Origin of the sequence: Bacillus sp. BS3(2021), assembly GCF_021043345.1 — a bacterium.
Taxonomy (GTDB): domain Bacteria; phylum Bacillota; class Bacilli; order Bacillales; family Bacillaceae; genus Bacillus; species Bacillus paralicheniformis.
Genome location: NZ_JAJNDM010000002.1, coordinates 362,066 through 380,064 on the forward strand (window position 1 = coordinate 362,066; position 17,999 = coordinate 380,064).

The following is a 17,999-nucleotide window of genomic DNA, read 5'->3' on the forward strand; positions in this document are numbered from 1 at the left end:
ATTGAAAAACGTGTGTTTTTTACAAAAATTATTTATATTTCTAGTTGAATCCTCTTGTAGCTTCCGGATCTATTGACTGATACCAATCTACTTTCCCACTAACACGAATCAAGTCACAGGCGCGGGGTTGTACAAACACAAGTCATTGGAACAAAAAAATGACCTCTGATGTCAGGGGTCATCTTTTATTGATCAAGGGGCTTATTCTTTTTATAGTAAAGTGTTACGTTTTGCTTCCGCAAAGTTTCAATCATGTCATGATAACTGTTTGCAAACTGCTCGTTGTCTGATTTCATCCGGGTGATGACGGTTTTGCGGTTTTCACTTTTGTGATCTAATTCTTCTTTAATTTTCGTGATCATCATACCTTTTTGCCCTTCGATTTCGCTTTTTAGCACTTTATCAAATTCTTTCAGTTCTTTTAAAACGCTTTTCAGCGGCGCGTTCAGCCGGGCCGCTTTATCCTTTGCTGAAATACTGCTTAAAAACATATATGTCGCTGAAACTGTTTCAGTTTCCTCCAATAACGGTTTTACCATCTTAATCCCCCTCCCCTATGCCTTAAAATCAAACAGCGCCGAAATTTGCTCATCTTCATCGAACAATTTTTCAATGCTGGCGCGAATGCTTTTTACAAATTTCTTTTTGCTGGAGGTTTGTTTTTTTAATTCGCTGACGACGCCGTCGCACTGAGGAAGCGGGGCCGTGTGGTACGAGTCGTGGACGACGATTTTATTCAGCTTTCCGTTTGATCCGGCGAAGCCTGAGGCGAGCTTGAACTGAATGTCGAATTGGTAGCGGGAAGGATTGGCTTCCATGTCATGAATGGCTTTTGTCAACTCAGATTTTTCAATTGCGAAATGATCGTGGATTTCATGGTGGAAAACACGTTGGTAGCGTTCAATTTCAGCCTCAATCTTTGAAATGGCAGCCATCCCCGCCTGGTAAATCCTGATGGCAGATGACAGATTGACCTTTATCTCTTTTCCGTCCTTGCCTTTCTTAGAAAAATAGATGTCTCCTCCTTTGTAGCTGATGCCTTTCTTTTTGGATAGGGCGTTTAGAAGCGGGGTGATGCTGTGGCCTTCGCCAATAAGATTGAGAAGGTCTTTTGTGTCTTGATCCAGTTTGCCTAAGGCTTCTTCCAATGCTTTATAAGTTGAATAAAATTCGATTAAATTTTTCATTAGTGATTGAGAGAGTTGTCTATTATTTAGAGTAAATATGACAGTCTTCCAGTCGACAAGAAATTTGATCTTTTCATATAAAACGTCAAGCCTTCCTGTCAGTCGCTCTACTTCGGCAACGTCTTTTTGAATGGTCTTTTTTTTCGCTTCATCAATATAACCGTTTGCTTCAAGCTGATTGAGAACAGGGCCGCTGTAGGCCTTGACTTTCGCAAAAAATGCTTTAAACTCTGGCAGCTTTTTATCAAGTGCACCCACCATATTCAAGAGGCGGGCCGGATGTTTCAAGCAATATGCTATTTGCTGAGCTGTACCCTCTTCATTCATTATTCCGTTTAAAAAATCCATATCTACGCCGATTGCTTCCATAGCAAAACCCTGAATGCCGCCCTTTCGATAATCAGCAGCATATTTTTGAAAGTACCCTTTCAGTTTGCTCACATCTTCATCAGGAATATGATCAATGACACTTCGGAATCCTTTTATATCCGGGTGTGTGTTCGTCATCTTCACATCGCCGAACGTAATAAAATCAGCCTTCCCGCTGACACCGTAGAGCGGATCGTTACTGGAAATGCGCTGGGTGATGTTGGCTGTGACGCCTTTGTCGTTGTAGTATTTGATGATGGCTTTTTTGAGTCTGTCTTTTGGGATTGTTGATAAATCGTTTACTTGATACTTCTTTCTTAGTTCCCTTGCCATTTTCTTATCAATCAACAATAAGTGATCTACACTTATTTGGGCCCCATTTACACCATAAACCTCATCAAATTCACCATTAACTAACTGCACTAAAACTTGGTTATTGTTTGCGAGAGAATGGCCCATAGCATAAGTTTTTAACTCTTTAGAGTTACCGACCTTTCTCTTGGAGGCCCTTGAAAATTCCCTTGTAGCCTTATATTGTCTGTTATCCATTCCCAAAAACAATCCAAAGAAATTATATTTCCAATCTTCATTATCGGCGCTGCCCTCGGAAATAATGTGGAGCTGATCGATATGTTTTGTCTTATCCTTTATATGAATAGCTGTTCCATCATAGCCTGATTGACTGATTGTTTTATCCTTACTATGTTCTAGAATTTCTTTTGACGTAAAAATCTCTATATTTTCTTTAAGTTCATGATTTGTTTCCTCTTTATAAATTCTGCGAACATCTGCCTCGAAATTATCTTTAGCTTTTTTCACTTCATTTGGATTATTTGAAGCAAACCTATTTTTATAGCTGTATTCCAGGTTTATTATACGAAGTTTCACATTTTCATTTTCAAATATATTTTTAGTTGCCATCCTATTTCTCCTTACCAGTTAAAAATACGATGGATTTGACTAACTTCTTAGCTTTCTTTTCAGCAGAATCAACATCAAGTGAACAAGGTTTAGAACTTTTTAGACAAGTAAAGTCAAATGTAAATTGTATGCCAACATAATTCTGTTTATTTATATAACCAATATAGGAATGAGTCTCATTATTTTTTTGATTTGTATCGTCGTGAACAGTTTTCATATACGCAAAATAAATATCCTTATCTTTTTCCTGGAACTTTTCAAATTGTCCTTTATATCCATTTTCCTCCCTCACTTGTTCTAACATTTCATTTGGATTATTGATGAAAGATTGATTTAGGTAATATTCTACAGAAGCATTAAGAGAAACATTCGTTTTTTCATCGTAGCTATAAAAAGAGATTATCTCTTCATCTTTTCCGAGAGAGGATAAATTGTCATCATATTTCCCATCCTCCGGAAACAACATCGTAAACCCTTTCAGTTTAGACTCAAGCAAATAATAGCCCGGCTCGACTTCCTTTGTTGATGCCATGTATTCTCTTGTTTTCTCATCCTGGAACGCCGGAACCTGCGGGAGGTCTTTCGGGTCCATATCTTTCGGCTTGACCGCTTCTTCTTGATTGCCGTTCTTGCCGTTTTGGCTGTCGTTCATACTGCATCCTCCTGTAAAGATTAGTATTATAGAAAAACACAATATCATCATCTTTTTCATTTTATTAAACCTCCAAGGGCTTTTAAGTTAAGCTGCAAGCACTTCATTTTAATGCGAATGACATGCTTGAAAATGATACTTTTTTATGTTACAACATGGAATAAATTAGATAAATAGGAAATAAGAATCACCACCCTGCAAATCGTATGCCGGCCCTCTGAAAAAACAGGCAGTATGGTTGATGCGCCAAGATTCCGAAAGGTACTGCGGTTTAGTTTACCAAAGAGGAAATATGAAAAAAGAACCACTTTATACTTCTTGTTAAAAACGAGTTCACAATTAAAAAAGCACCTTATCAAGGTGCTTTTCGATCAAGTCACAGGCGCGGGGTTGAACAAACACAAGTCATTGGAGAGTCCCCAATGTTCCGCCCATGTTTTCCTTCCGCTTGCGACGTTAAGGATCGTCCTGAAAATTTCCCAGCCGACTTCTTCTATTGAAGCTTCACCTGTTGCGATCCGTCCGGCGTTAACGTCGATTAAATCGCGCCAATCTTCTGATAATGACTGCCGGGTTGCCACTTTCATAACCGGAGCCATTTCAAGGCCGTACGGCGTTCCTCTTCCGGTTGTAAATACTTGCAAATGCATGCCCGAAGCCAGTTGCAGGGTGCCGCATACAAAATCGCTTGCAGGTGTCGCTGCAAAAGTGAGTCCCTTCTGTACAGCCCTTTCACCTGGCGCGAGTACGGCATTGATCGGGCTGCTTCCCGATTTCGCGATCGAGCCGAGCGATTTCTCAACCACGTTTGCCAGCCCGCCCCTTTTGTTCCCTGGCGACGGATTGGCGCTTCGGTCTGATTCGCCTCTTTCCAGATAGCGGTCATACCAAGCCATTTCCCGAATCAGGGCGCGGCCGACTTCTTCATTGACAGCGCGCGGTGTTAAGAGATGAACGGCATCGCGGACTTCGGTGACTTCCGAAAATAAAACCGTGGCCCCTGCCCGGACGAGTAAGTCGGCCGCATATCCCGCCGCGGGGTTTGCGGTCACTCCTGAGAAAGCGTCGCTGCCACCGCACTGAAGGCCAATCACCAGGTCTGAAGCGGGACATGTTGTCCGCTTCCGTTCATTCAGCCTTTTTAAGCGCTCTTCGGCCATTTCCATAATCGATTGTATCATTTGCTCAAACCCTCGCCGTTCCTGCAATGAAAGAATGTTTTCAGCGTCTCCTTCCGGCTCTATCCTCGTCGGAAGGAGCTTCTCGCAGCCGAGTCCGATCACCATCGCTTCCCCGCCGAAATTAGGGTGTCTGGCGATATTTTGAATCGTTCGGATCGGGATTTTGGCTTCCGGCGCATTAATCGCCACACCGCAGCCGTACTGATGATTTAATGCAGCGACACCGTCAACGTTCGGATATTTTGGAAGCAGTTCCTCTTTAATTCGTTTAACTGCGTAATCGAGAACGCCTGCGACGCATTGCACGCTTGTCATAATGCCAAGCACGTTTCTCGTGCCGACGCTCCCGTCTTCATTCCGGTATCCTTCAAATGTGTACCCTTCAAGAGGGGGAGCGGGTTTTGGAACTTTGTTGGCGATGGGCAGTTCATCGAGCGGCGGAGCTTCCGGAAGCATGATATGCGACTCGGAAATCCCCCCGCCTTTTTCGATTGGTTTGACGGCATAGCCGATAACCTCACCGTAGCGAATAACGGCTCCGCCCTGTGTAATGTTCGTTAAAGCCACTTTATGACCTTGAGGTATCCGCTCCTGCAGTTTAAGCCCGCAAGGAAACACCGTCCCTTTCGGCAGTCCGCCGGCATTGACGATGATTGCGGTATTGTCTTTTTCGTTCACCTTAATGTACAGCGGGGTTTCAGTTTGATTGACAAGCATAAGTATTGATCAACTCCCCTTTTCGATCAGCGCCTTTCCACAGCCCTTCTCCCGCTGCGGCACATGTTAGAAAGCGCTGTCAAACAACTTAATGATTGTTTTTTTCATCACGAAGACCATTCAGTATTTTGTCACGTACAAATTTTAAGTGCTCATACATATGGTGATAGGCTTGATATGGGTCCCTTTGTTGAAGGGCTTTCAAAATATTCGTATGATATTCGACAGTCCGGTCCCTTTCCCTGTATGGAATCTGGCTGTCGATTTTGGCGTGTGTGATCAAGAGTGATTGAATCATGCCCTCAAGCACCGGGTTGTTCGCGCTCAAAGCGATAATCCGGTGAAATTCTTTATCTGCTTCTCCATAATGATTATCCGTGCTGTTTGCAATGATATCGATCGTTTCCTGCAGCCTTTCGAGCTGACTGTCATTGATCTTTTCTGCGGCGATCGTGACAAGCCCGAGTTCCAGCGCCATCCTCGCTTCAATAATGGCCGGCAAATTATCAACCGCCAAAGCCAGCATGACAGAAAACGGCTGGATGCCAATTTTATCATTAAAATACGTGCCGTCCCGGGTTTTTCTTTTAATAATTCCGAGCGTTTCGAGTGATATTAAAGCTTCGCGGAGAACGGGTCTGCTCACATTCAGTTTTTCCATGAGCTCGATCTCCGTCGGCAGTTTGTCCCCCGGTTTCAATTGGCCGCTTGATAATAAATGGACGATTCGTTCTACAACCTGTTTCGCCAATGTCTTGCGATTGACTGATTCGACCTGCAATGTTTCCATATCTTCTTCCACGACTGTGGGCCCCCTTTCAGTTGTTCATATTGTAAGACAAAATATCGCGTATGACAATGTCGGCTAGGGGCCTCTCAAACCGCTGTTTCCGCAATTAACGAACAAGACAAGGACGTTTAGGGTCGAAACGCCAATTTTCAATCAAAAACTGCATGGCAACGGCATCATTCCGCTCGCCTGCTTTCATTTTCTCATACCGTTCATTTGCTTTTTCCACCTGTTCCATGTCGATTTCAATGCCGAGCCCCGGCTGATCAGGAACTTGGACATATCCGTCAGCAATTGAAAAAGGCTGTTTTGTCAGACGCTGTCCATCCTGCCAAATCCAATGCGTATCAATCGCCGTGATGTCGCCGGGAGCTGCTGCGGCAACGTGGGTGAACATGGCCAATGAGACGTCAAAATGGTTATTGGAGTGAGAACCCCACGTCAGCCCCCATTCATGGCACATTTGGGCAACGCGGACAGATCCCTGCATCGTCCAGAAATGCGGATCTGCCAGCGGTATATCAACAGCGTGCAGTTGTATCGCGTGCCCCATTTGCCGCCAGTCTGTCGCAATCATATTCGTCGCTGTCGGAATGCTTGTCGCACGGCGGAATTCGGCCATGATTTCCCGACCCGAGTATCCGGCTTCCGCTCCGCAAGGGTCTTCCGCGTAGGCGAGCACATCCCGTTTTCCCTTACAAAGCGCAATCGCTTCTTCCAATGACCACGCGCCATTCGGGTCAAGGGTGATTCTCGCCTCGGGAAACCGTTTTGCCAAAGCGGATGCCGCCTCGATTTCTTCTTCTCCCGAAAGGACGCCGCCTTTTAATTTAAAATCTTGAAAACCGTATCGTTCTTGAGCTGCTTCAGCAAGACGGACGATCGCCCCGGGTGTCAACGCTTCTTCGCGGCGGAGGCGGAACCAATCGTCACTTGCCTCTTGCTCACTAATATAGGGAAGCGTTGTGCGCTTTCGGTCGCCGATGTAAAACAAATAGCCGAGCATCTTCACTTTTTCCCGCTGCTGGCCTTCCCCCAAGAGCGACGCTACAGGGACGCCGAGAAATTTCCCGAGCAAATCGAGCAAAGCCGCTTCCAATGCGGTCACTGCGTGTATTGTCGTCCGCTGATCAAAGGTCTGCACCCCGCGGCCTCCGGCATCCCGGTCTTTAAAACGACGCCTGACAGACTGCAAAATCGATTGAACAGCGCCGAGCGGCTGACCGATGACAAGCGGCTTCGCCTGCTCCAGCGTCTGGCGGATCCGTTCGCCGCCCGGAACTTCGCCGACACCGAGAGCGCCTGATGAATCTTTTAAAATCACGATATTCCGTGTGAAAAAGGGGCCGTGAGCTCCGCTTAAATTCAAAAGCATGCTGTCGCGCCCTGCCACGGGTATGACCTGCATATCAGCAATTGACGGTGTTTGCGATGCTTTCTCCTCTTTTACATGCTGGTGGATGTTTGTATTCATATCGATTTAGCCTCCCTCTTGTTAAAGCGCTTACATTTCATGTGGATAAAGTGGTGTCCGCAGGGTCTTCCTCTTTCTGCAGTTCGATGCGCTTGATCGGCCCGACGAGAAACAGATAACTTAATACCGCGGCAATCGCGTTGGCACCGACAAACACAAGCGCTCCGTTAAATGAGCCTGTCGCATTCACGATATATCCGATGATAATCGGTGTCGTGATGGACGCAATATTTCCGAAGGTGTTGAAGATGCCGCCGCTCAAGCCGGCACACTCCTTTGGCGAGGTATCTGACACAACCGCCCAGCCCAGCGCGCCAAATCCTTTTCCGAAAAAGGCAAGCGACATGATGGAAACGACCAGCCAAGATGAATCTGCATAGTTGCATACGATCATTGAGCAGGACATCAGCATGCCGAGGATGATCGGTGTTTTTCTGGCAACCGTTATCGAGCAGCCCTTTTTCAAAAGGAAGTCTGACACGAACCCGCCCAGCAATCCTCCTAAAAATCCGCAGATTGCAGGAAGCGATGCGACAAAACCCGCTTCAAGGATCGACATGCCGCGTGCCTGAACGAGATAGACCGGAAACCAGGTCAGAAAGAAATAGGTCAACGTTGTGATGCAGTATTGGGCGATATACACCCCGAGCAGCATCCTGCTTCTTAAAAGCTGCTTAATGTAAGGCCATTGGGACTCCTTTTCCTTCTTTTCCGCGTTCTTTCCCTCATCCATCGAGACAAGCGCGCCGCCTTCTTCGATGTACGCCAGTTCGGCGGCATTGATTCTCGGGTGTTTTTTGGGTTCGTAAATCGTTTTCAGCCAAATAAACGACATCGCAATCCCCAGAGCACCCATAATGACAAAAACCGTATGCCAGCTGAATGAGTGGGCGAGCCACCCCATCAGCGGTGAAAAAATGACAAGTGCAAAGTACTGCGCCGAGTTGAAGATCGCCGATGCTGTTCCGCGTTCAGAGCTTGGAAACCAGGAAGCCACCACCCGGCCGTTGCCCGGGAAGGACGGCGCTTCTGACAGACCGACGAGAAACCGGAGCGCAAATAAAAGGATAACGGCCGTTCCCGCGGCGAAAAAGCCAAGCGTTCCCTGCAAAAGGGTAAACAATGACCAAAAGAAGATGCTGGCAGCGATGATGATTTTCGACCCAAAGCGGTCGAGCAGCCAGCCTCCGGGAATTTGGCCGACAACATACGCCCAGCCAAATGCGGAAAAGACATACCCCATCGCCACCGAACTCAGCCCAAGCTCATGCTGCACAGAATCGCCGACAATCGAGAGTGTCGCACGGTCGGCATAATTAATGGATGTGACGAGAAACAGCATAGACACGACAAACCAGCGGACAGAACTTCTTTTCCCCGCGGTATGGGGGGAGGCTGCACGATTTTTTTTCATAGCATCTTCTCCTTTATTCATTTGTACCGAAACGATTGATTTACGGTTTGAAAAATACGGTTTTCACAGCTGTAAAAAATTCTTTTGCTGCCTCCCCCTGTTCCCGTGAATGTGAGCTCGATTGTTTAACGCCGCCGAATGGCGCCTGCAGTTCGACACCGGCGCTTTCGGCGTTGACGCGAATGAGCCCCGCTTCAATTTCATCTATGAATGACAGCATCCAGCCGATGTTTTGCGTAAAAATGGAGGCGCTCAGGCCAAATTTGACGTCATTGGCCGTCTCCAAAGCTTCCTCAAGTGTATCCGCCTTGATTAATGCGATGACCGGGCCGAAAATTTCTTCTTGGGCAATCGTCATGCCGGAAGTGACATTGTCAAAAATGGCTGGCCTGATATAATAGCCGTTTTCGTATTTTCCATCTGCCAGCCTATCGCCGCCGAAAATGAGGTCCGCTCCTTCTTGCTTTCCTTTTTCAATATAGGACAGGCAGTTGTCAAGCTGCTGTTTGTTCGCAATCGGTCCCATCCAGACATCTTCTTTTAAGCTGTCGCCGATTGTAATTTCTTTTGTTTGTTGAAGCAGCTTTTCTTTAAACCGGTTATAAACACCGTTTAAGACGATGACGCGGCTTGTCGCCGTACACTTTTGACCCGTCGACCGAAACGCTCCGCTGATGACCGCTTCAACCGCACTATCAAGGTCGGCGTCATCTGCTATGATCACCGGGTTTTTGCCGCCCATCTCAAGCTGATACTTCGCCCCTCTTTCAAACGCCGTCCGGCCGATAATTTTTCCGGTTTGGTTCGACCCTGTAAATGTAATTCCGTTCACATCCGGGTGTTCGGCAAGCCTTTGGCCGGCCGATGATCCTGGCCCTGTCACCGCATTGACCACGCCTGACGGAATCCCTGCTTCTTCAAAGCACGAGATAATTTTAAGGCAGGTGACTGCGGTTTCTGTAGCCGGCTTGATGACGACCGTGTTTCCATAGATGAGGGCAGGCGCCATTTTCCAAATTGGGATGGCAATGGGAAAATTCCAAGGCGAGATGACGCCGACGACACCGAGCGGCACCCTGTCGGTGTACATGAAAGCGGATGTGTCGGTGGAGGGAATCACATCGCCCGTTTTCCGCATTCCCTCTCCGGCATAGTATCTGAGAATCGCGATTCCCCGCGCTGTTTCTCCTTTTGCTTCAGGCAGTGTTTTCCCCATTTCACGCGTCGCACACTCGGCAATTTCATTGAGGCGCTGTTCCATGATATCAGCGGCCTTGTAAAGAAATTGACCGCGCTCCGCTCCCGACAGCTTTCTCCAAGCCTTTTTGGCCTGCTTGGCCGCTTCAACCGCCCGGTCTACATCCGCAATCGAAGATTTTTGCACAAGCCCGACGATATCCCGTGTATCTGCCGGGTTCAAGCTCTGTTCCATCCCGCCCGATTCAGCCTTCACCCAGCGGCCGTTGATAAAGTTAAAATACGTTTTATTTTCAGCTGCAACAGACATCTTCAAATTCCTCCTTTTGTTTATAGGGCAGCGGTCGTTTTCGGATAACGCCCCATCGCGTTTTTCAGAATGTTTTCGAGCTGCCGGCAATGTTCTTTTTCCACCGGAACGATCGGCGGTCTCGCCGTGTTTTTCACATGAAGGCCCATGATTTCCATACCGGCTTTGATCAAAGACACGGCATAGCCCTTCCGAAGTTTGCGGATCTCGTTAATCGGCATGATGACATGCTCATAAATCTCTTTGACAAGCTGGTCGTTGCCGTTTAATAATGCCTCATAAAACATCCTTGAAATATGAGGAATATAATTGGATATCGCCGAAGAATAAGACGTGAAGCCAATCGGAGCATAGGCCGGCATCGTGACTTCAGCCATCGGCATTCCGTTGAGCCAGCCCAGCCTGTCTCCTATCGTATACGACAAACTGATATTCAACGCCATATCCCCTATGCCGTCTTTGAGCCCGACAAGCTGCTCGAGATCGGTCAGCCGCTGAATCTGTTCAAGTGTCAAAACCGCATTGTCTCGCTGATAAATGATGGCGTTTAAATCCGTGCTTTCAATGATTGTTTTCGTATACTGATAGAGGCCTTCCTGCTCTCCGTGTATCAAGTATGGCGGGAGAATCAGATAGCCGTCAGCCCCTTTTTCCTCGGAAATCCGCGCCCATTCCAAAGCGGTGCTCAAGTTGCCGCCCACTCCTGTGTAAACAGGCACCTTCCCGCCCGCCGCCGAGACGGCAATTTCGACCATTTGCTCATATTCCTTTGCGCTGAGAGACTGAAATTCTCCTGAGCCGCAAGCGATAAAAACCGCCTCAAGCCCTTCATCCAATAAAAAGCGGATGTTTTCGTAAAGTGCTTCTTCCTCCAGTTTTCCTTCCTTGTTGAAGGGTGCCACCGGGAAACCTAATATGCCTTCCGGCGCCTTCCGTAATTGACTCATCTCCGTCATCCCCCTGTCGTTCATTTCCTGAGAAAGCGTTATCATTCAGTTGAAATGCGATGTTTCTGTTTTAGAAAACCCCTCCATTCATCTTTTTGTTTAATTGTAAGACAAATAAACAAATTGTCAATATCATTATTTTCTGATTTTTTTATATCAAGCAAAAAAAAAGAGACTGAAGACACGGTCCGTCTTCAGCCTTGGGCCTCAGCCCCTGGTTGCACAGCGGTTTTTTTTCGGTAAATCAATGCCGATAAAGAGATGCTTAATTCGTATAATACAAGCAGCGGGACGATCACCAACACATCCGAGATAAAATCGGGCGGTGTGATCACAACTGATACGACGATCAGCGCAAAATAAGAAATTTTTCTCATTTTACTGAGCTTGGCCGGATTTAAAATCCCGAGGCTCGTTAAAAACATCACGATGAGGGGCATTTCAAACAAAAACCCGAATGGCAGTGTCAGGTTCATCATAAAGCGAAAATAATGCTCCGCCGTAAACATCGTTTGAAAATGGCCGGCGGATAATCCGATTAAAAACTGAAGAACGAGCGGAAAGAGCACAACATAACCGAATACAATCCCTAAAATAAAAAAAGTGAACAGCCCCGGAATATAAAATAATGCCGTCCTCCGTTCGCGGTCGGTCAGCGCAGGCGCCACAAACCGCCATGTCTGAAAAGCGGCCACCGGTATGGTGGCTGCGACCGCCAGCACCCCCGCAATCATCATATATACCCAAAGAATATCCCCCGGCCCCAGTACAGCAAGCTTTTCATCAAGGTCTCTGATCAGCCAGTCATAGATGTCCTGAACAAACAAAAAGCCGGTGATGAGAAACAGAATAAACGTCAGAAGCGTTTTAATGATTCGCTGGCGCAGCTCTTCAAGATGGGCAATCAAATGTGTTTCCCTTTTTTTCACCTTCGACTTCCTCCCCTTCACATGCTAAACAGAAAAAAAGAACAGACGGGTTCACCCGCCCGCTCTATTGATCATCTATTTTGCCGATGGATCGCTTTGCTTTTTCACATTAGTCTCTTGTCCGATCTCATTGTCATCGGCAGATACTAATGACTTTGTCGCGCTTTTGAATTCGGTCAGCGTTTTTCCAAAAGCCCGGCCGATTTCCGGAAGCTTTGAAGGCCCGAAAATGATCAGCGCAATTACCAGAACCAGGATGAGACCCGGAATACCGATATTTGAAAGCATTTTGCTGTCATCCTTTCATTGATTACTGGGTTACTTTTTTCTCCTTTTGCTTCACTTGCTTCTGATGGGCTCTTGTATGTGCGAGGAAACGGTCTTCTTCGACTTCGTTTGACTTCTTCACGCCTCCAGGCACAATGTTGGAAGCGGTCCGTTTCAGCCCTGTGTAGTCTTTATGATAAACATAGGAAGCTCTTGTCGAAATCGCGGCACCCGGTTCTGTCACATATGGGACCACGCGGTAATCTGTCCGCCATTCTTCCGGTGTGACCGTACAGCGCACATAGCCGCGGTAATCATTGAAAAACTTTATATGAGGATTGTTCGATAAAATCTTATCCGTATCCGCTCTTTTATCAGCGCCGTTTCCTCCAGATGTAATCGACGTCCCGACGAATTCCACACCGAAGATGTCCGATTTTGGATTGTCAAAGTCAACGAGCAGGTTATTTGCCCAGCTGGCATGCACATCACCGGTGAGGACGACGATGTTGTTCAGTTTTTGAGATTTGATGAAGTCGATCACCCGCTTGCGCTGAGCGGGGTATCCGTCCCACGAATCCATGCTGTAAATCGGCGCCGCGCTTGTCCCAAAGTTCCATTGCGCAAAGAAAATCTGCTGTGCGATAATGTTCCAGTGCGCCCCGGAACGACTCAGGTTGTCAAACAGCCAAGCCTCCTGTTCGGCTCCAAGCAACGTCCGCTTCGGATCATTCGATTCATCAGAAGGAGGCTTATTGCCATCTCCATTGGCTTGGTCATCGCGATACTGACGGGTATCAAGCACGCTAATGTCCGCCAGATTTCCGTAGGAAAAATTCCGGTACAATTGCATATCAGGACCGTTCGGCAGGGATTTGCGGCGGAGCGGCATATGCTCGTAATAAGCTTGGTATGCGGCGGCGCGCCGTTTAATAAACGCTTCTACTGACTGGCCTTTTTCAGGGATGACATTCGCGTAGTTGTTCTCCACTTCATGGTCGTCCCATGTGACAACCCACGGGAAGGCGGCATGCGCGGCTTTCAAGTTTGCATCTGAACGGTATTGGGCATGGCGGTTTCGGTAATCAAGCAGCGACATGATTTCAGGACCGCTGTGTGTCCTGACATTGCCTGTTTTTGAAACATATTCATTCGGACCGTACTCATAAATATAGTCGCCGAGATGAAACACAAGATCGAGCTTTTCCTTCGCCATATGCTGATAGGCGGTATAATAGCCGTGTTCGTACTGCTGGCATGAAGCAAAAGCGAATGTGAATGTAGCAACATCTGCCCCTGCCGCCGGAAGCGTTTTTGTCTTGCCGACGGGGCTCAGCTGGCTGCCGCATTTAAAGCGGTAATAGTACACATGATTCGGTTTCAGTCCGGATACCTCAGCATGTACCGAGTGTGCAAGGTGCGGTGTCGCTTTTTCGGTTCCCCGTTTGACGATACGGCGGAAGCGTTCGTCTTCCGCGACCTCCCATTTCACGGATACAGCTTCATTCGGCATCCCGCCCCCGTTTAGCGGATCGGGCGCCAGCCTTGTCCACAACACGACGCTGTCAGAAAGCGGATCTCCCGATGCTACGCCAAGTGTAAACGGATATTCGGAGAATGTCGGTGCTGCATTGACTTCCATTGCCCCCATCGATTGCGCAATTGCAAGTCCGAGCGAAAGCCCGGCTATTTTGCCGGCCCCTTGAATAAAACGGCGGCGGTCAAACGTATTGTCCTTGAGGCTTTCCTCGCTCAGCTTTTTCATCCATTCCTCCAGCGGTCCTTCATGTGTCATTCGTATTACCCCTCTCTATACAAATGATTGATCGGGTTCTATTATAGGCAGAGTTTATTAATGAACTGTAAAGTATTGTAAACAGGAGGAGGGACGCGGTTGATGGTCCATCAAGTCGCACCGCCAATAGATGTGTCGAATTTTGTCACAATCCAACCCATTCGCCTATGATTTCGACAAAAACCCGGTCCTTTCCCACAGACCGATTTTCCCGTTTTTCTTCACATGATCTTTAAAGAGAGAAAACAAAAAAAGCCCACACCATTGCCGGACAATGATATGAGCTTGATCACCAAGTGACTTTATGTAAGATGATGTTTTGACGGATTCATCGCAATGTTTTTATTTGCCGTTCATGTTTAAGGCTTTCATTACCACCTTTGTTGCCTCTGCAATAAGTTTATCATCATACTTGGCGTCCTTTTTATCCCTGCTGGATAATACTGCAAGAACGACAGGATCTCCTTTTGGCGGCCAAATGATGGCAATGTCATTCCGGGTTCCATATGATGCCGCTCCAGTTTTATCAGCCACTTCCCAACCGTCCGGCACACTGGCACGGATTAAGGCGTCTCCAGTGGTATTTCGTTTCATCCAATCGATTAAAAGCTCGCGTTTTTCACTTGGAAGTTTATCTTCAAGAGCAAAAGCTCGAAGGCTTGTGACAAGTGCTCTTGCTGTACTGGTATCCTGAGTTTCACCCGGATTCACTTCATTTAACTCTGGTTCGAATCGTTCGGGATTTGTAACCTCATCACCAATCTTCCTCAGTTCCTTTTTCAAACTTTCAGGTCCGCCAATTTGTTTAAGAATGAGATTCTGTGCCGCATTGTCACTATATCGAAGCGAAGCATCCGCAAGCTCTTTGAGCGTCATTCCCGTATCAACGTGCTTTTCCGTAATCGGGTTGTAGTTTACAAGATCATCACGTGTATATGTTATTCTCTGGTTCAGATCTTCTATTGATTTCTGTTGCAAAAGCACGCCTACAGTTAAAGCCTTAATCGTCGAAGCAAAAGCAAAACGCTCATCCGGCCGATACGCTACCGTCCGGTTTGTACCTGTATCCAATGCAAAGATCCCGAGTTTTGCATCAAATTGTTCCTCAAGTTTTGCAAAATCATCTTTCATCTCCGTCTTTTCATTCTTCTCGGCAGGTTGCGAGGCATTCGTTTGATTGTTAGCGCATCCTGCAAGCGCGACGCAAGAGAAAAGCAACACTGCTGCAGCCTTTTTCAGTTTTAAAGTACTGAACCATAATTTCATCAAAATCGTCTCCCTCCGTTTGAATATTTGATTGATCGTAACCAGATGAAGCACTCTTTCCACTATCCCTACAGTGTTATGGCTTGAACGATCACGAAACAATAATTGGTACGTACGATCTTTCAGCCGACTCAAACATCAAATCTTACAAATGTAGTCTTTGAAAGTATTACATATGTAAGATTTAAATGCAACCGTTTTTTCGGAAGGAAATGATGACCTCGTTTCCACCGGGGACAAATGAACGGAGGGAAGTGATGGAATTAAAAATGCAGAAACTGCATGTTCACTCCAGTTAAATTGACTTCTTAAAATGGCAAACCTATAATGAGAGTATTACATTTGTAAGTATAGGATGATTAAAATGAAAAAAATACCTCAAATCTCTGATGCGGAATTAGAAGTGATGAAAGTCATCTGGAAGCATTCTTCGATCAATACCAATGAGGTAATTAAAGAGTTATCCAAAACCAGTACATGGAGCCCTAAAACCATCCAAACCATGCTGCTGCGCCTCATTAAAAAAGGCGCTTTAAACCACCATAAAGAAGGACGGGTTTTCGTTTACACACCAAATATAGACGAAAGTGATTATATAGAGGTTAAGAGTCACAGTTTTTTAAACCGGTTTTACAATGGAACTCTTAATTCGATGGTATTAAACTTTTTGGAGAATGATCAGCTGTCAGGTGAAGAAATTAATGAATTGTATCAAATATTAGAAGAACATAAGAACAGAAAGAAGGAATGAAATGAGCAGTTCTTTCTTTATTCCCTTTTTGGTTAGTCAAATTCTATTGTCTCTGTTTTTTTCTATCATCATACTCATTAAAAAACTGCTCAGGACTCAAATCACTGTAGGCACCCACTATTATATTAGCGTGATTTCTCTTTTGGCATTGATCGCTCCTTTTATCCCCTTTCATTTTCTAAAAAGCCATCATTTTGACTGGATTCTGAATTTAGGAGGAGCTCAATCGGCATTATCCCAATCCCACTCCACAGACAAGACGACAGAAGCAATCGGCCAACATGTAAACTGGGTGCAGGACTTTTCGATGTCGATTGAACAATCGTCTTCCAAAATGATAGATTCAGCCTTTTTCGCAGTTTGGATATTGGGCGTTGCCGTTATGCTTTTGGCTACTCTTTATAGCAATCTAAAAATCGGCAAAATAAAAAAGAACCTGCAAATTGTTAACAACAAAGAGTTATTATCCCTTTTTCACACATGTAAAGAGGAAATACGCTTTCATCAAAAAGTCATTTTGGGCCGTTCCCCATTGATAAAATCCCCCATTACATTTGGGGTCATTCGTCCATATATTATCTTGCCAAAAGATATTTCAATGTTTTCAGCCGACGAAATGAAATGTGTTTTGCTTCATGAACTGTACCATTGCAAACGAAAAGATATGCTTATCAACTATTTTCTTTGCCTGTTGAAAATCGTCTATTGGTTTAATCCTCTCGTATGGTATTTATCAAAGGAAGCGAAAACGGAGATGGAGATTTCTTGCGACTTTGCCGTATTAAAAACGCTTGATAAAAAGTTGCACCTCAAATATGGCGAGGTGATTTTAAAATTCACTTCAATTAAGCAAAGAACATCGTCTTTGTTAGCCGCTTCTGAATTCAGCAGCTCATACAAACATATCAAAAGACGGATTGTTACAGTTGTCAACTTTCAGACGGCATCACCTTTGCTAAAGGCGAAAAGCGCCTTAGTGTTCACTCTTGTTCTTGGGGCCATATTAGCCGGTACTCCTTCTGTGTCTATATTGGCCATGCAAAAAGAAACACGCTTTTTACCCGGCACCAATGTAGAATACGAAGATTACAGCACTTTTTTTGATAAATTTTCAGCCTCAGGGGGCTTTGTCCTGTTTAATTCTAATAGGAAAAAGTATACAATATACAATAGGAAAGAAAGCACCTCCAGATTCGCACCTGCTTCCACCTACAAGGTGTTTAGCGCATTGCTCGCACTGGAATCCGGGATCATCACGAAGAACGACTCTCACATGACTTGGGATGGGACTCAATATCCGTATAAAGAATGGAATCAAGACCAGGATTTATTCTCTGCGATGAGCAGCTCCACAACATGGTATTTTCAAAAATTGGACCGGCAAATTGGGGAGGATCATTTACGTCATTATCTCAAATCTATACATTATGGAAATGAGGATTTTTCAGTCCCGGCCGATTATTGGCTGGATGGCTCTCTTCAAATTTCTCCACTTGAACAGGTCAATATATTAAAAAAGTTTTATGATAACGAATTTGATTTTAAACAGTCTAATATTGAAACTGTGAAAGATTCGATACGTTTAGAAGAATCAAATGGCAGGGTTTTATCCGGTAAAACCGGAACCTCGGTAATCAACGGGGAACTCCATGCCGGTTGGTTTATCGGGTATGTAGAAACTGCCGATAATACTTTTTTCTTTGCTGTTCATATTCAAGGTGAAAAACGGGCTGCCGGAAGCTCCGCTGCCGAAATTGCACTTTCCATTTTAGATAAAAAAGGGATTTATCCCTCCGTTTCCCGATAACAGTTTACTTTTTATTCTATGAACA

Annotated in this window: 15 protein-coding genes; 2 read left to right on the top strand and 13 right to left on the bottom strand. The window is 45.7% G+C overall.

Annotation, left to right across the window (positions count from 1 at the left end; all coding sequences use genetic code 11):
• Positions 1-185: 185 nt before the first annotated feature.
• The 13 genes from LQ247_RS07010 to blaP all read right to left on the bottom strand — a co-directional run bounded on the left by LQ247_RS07010 (position 186) and on the right by blaP (position 15,416).
• Positions 186-539: a hypothetical protein gene (locus tag LQ247_RS07010; protein WP_020450003.1), complete on the bottom strand. Its 354-nt coding sequence runs from the start codon at positions 537-539 to the stop codon at positions 186-188.
• Between the two features lie 15 nt (positions 540-554).
• Positions 555-2,477 (bottom strand): DUF6792 domain-containing protein, encoded by a 1,923-nt coding sequence (locus LQ247_RS07015; RefSeq protein ID WP_231005803.1) that lies wholly within the window; start codon positions 2,475-2,477, stop codon positions 555-557.
• Between the two features lies 1 nt (position 2,478).
• Positions 2,479-3,189 carry a hypothetical protein gene (locus tag LQ247_RS07020; protein ID WP_020450001.1) on the bottom strand — a complete coding sequence of 237 codons (711 nt, stop codon included), beginning with the start codon at positions 3,187-3,189 and terminating at the stop codon, positions 2,479-2,481.
• 311 nt (positions 3,190-3,500) lie between these two features.
• On the bottom strand, positions 3,501-5,027 hold the full coding sequence (gene garD, locus LQ247_RS07025) for a galactarate dehydratase (RefSeq protein ID WP_033155080.1): 1,527 nt from the start codon (positions 5,025-5,027) through the stop codon (positions 3,501-3,503).
• A gap of 88 nt (positions 5,028-5,115) precedes the next feature.
• Positions 5,116-5,817: a FadR/GntR family transcriptional regulator gene (locus LQ247_RS07030; protein ID WP_154495802.1), complete on the bottom strand. Its 702-nt coding sequence runs from the start codon at positions 5,815-5,817 to the stop codon at positions 5,116-5,118.
• 106 nt (positions 5,818-5,923) lie between these two features.
• Positions 5,924-7,291 carry a glucarate dehydratase gene (gudD, locus tag LQ247_RS07035; protein WP_231005805.1) on the bottom strand — a complete coding sequence of 456 codons (1,368 nt, stop codon included), beginning with the start codon at positions 7,289-7,291 and terminating at the stop codon, positions 5,924-5,926.
• 37 nt (positions 7,292-7,328) lie between these two features.
• Positions 7,329-8,705, bottom strand: a complete 1,377-nt coding sequence (locus LQ247_RS07040; RefSeq protein ID WP_020449998.1) for an MFS transporter — start codon at positions 8,703-8,705, stop codon at positions 7,329-7,331.
• Positions 8,706-8,745: 40 nt separating this feature from the next.
• Complete coding sequence (gucD, locus tag LQ247_RS07045) at positions 8,746-10,212, bottom strand: alpha-ketoglutaric semialdehyde dehydrogenase GucD (RefSeq protein ID WP_020449997.1); 1,467 nt, start codon at positions 10,210-10,212, stop codon at positions 8,746-8,748.
• 20 nt (positions 10,213-10,232) lie between these two features.
• Positions 10,233-11,159: a 5-dehydro-4-deoxyglucarate dehydratase gene (kdgD, locus tag LQ247_RS07050; protein WP_020449996.1), complete on the bottom strand. Its 927-nt coding sequence runs from the start codon at positions 11,157-11,159 to the stop codon at positions 10,233-10,235.
• A gap of 194 nt (positions 11,160-11,353) precedes the next feature.
• A complete protein-coding gene (tatC, locus tag LQ247_RS07055; RefSeq protein ID WP_020449995.1) occupies positions 11,354-12,088 on the bottom strand; it encodes a twin-arginine translocase subunit TatC in 735 nt (244 codons plus the stop codon).
• 75 nt (positions 12,089-12,163) lie between these two features.
• Positions 12,164-12,376, bottom strand: coding sequence for a twin-arginine translocase TatA/TatE family subunit (locus LQ247_RS07060; RefSeq protein ID WP_020449994.1), 213 nt, complete (start codon positions 12,374-12,376; stop codon positions 12,164-12,166).
• Between the two features lie 22 nt (positions 12,377-12,398).
• Entirely contained in the window at positions 12,399-14,150 is a 1,752-nt protein-coding gene (locus tag LQ247_RS07065; protein WP_020449993.1) for an alkaline phosphatase D family protein, read from the bottom strand.
• 342 nt (positions 14,151-14,492) lie between these two features.
• A complete protein-coding gene (gene blaP / locus LQ247_RS07070; RefSeq protein ID WP_020449992.1) occupies positions 14,493-15,416 on the bottom strand; it encodes a class A beta-lactamase BlaP in 924 nt (307 codons plus the stop codon).
• Between the two features lie 364 nt (positions 15,417-15,780).
• Between blaP and LQ247_RS07075 the strand changes: the two genes are divergently transcribed.
• Both LQ247_RS07075 and LQ247_RS07080 read left to right on the top strand, forming a co-directional pair.
• Positions 15,781-16,167 carry a BlaI/MecI/CopY family transcriptional regulator gene (locus LQ247_RS07075; protein WP_020449991.1) on the top strand — a complete coding sequence of 129 codons (387 nt, stop codon included), beginning with the start codon at positions 15,781-15,783 and terminating at the stop codon, positions 16,165-16,167.
• 1 nt (position 16,168) lies between these two features.
• A complete protein-coding gene (locus LQ247_RS07080; protein ID WP_075212974.1) occupies positions 16,169-17,974 on the top strand; it encodes a BlaR1 family beta-lactam sensor/signal transducer in 1,806 nt (601 codons plus the stop codon).
• Positions 17,975-17,999 lie beyond the last annotated feature (25 nt).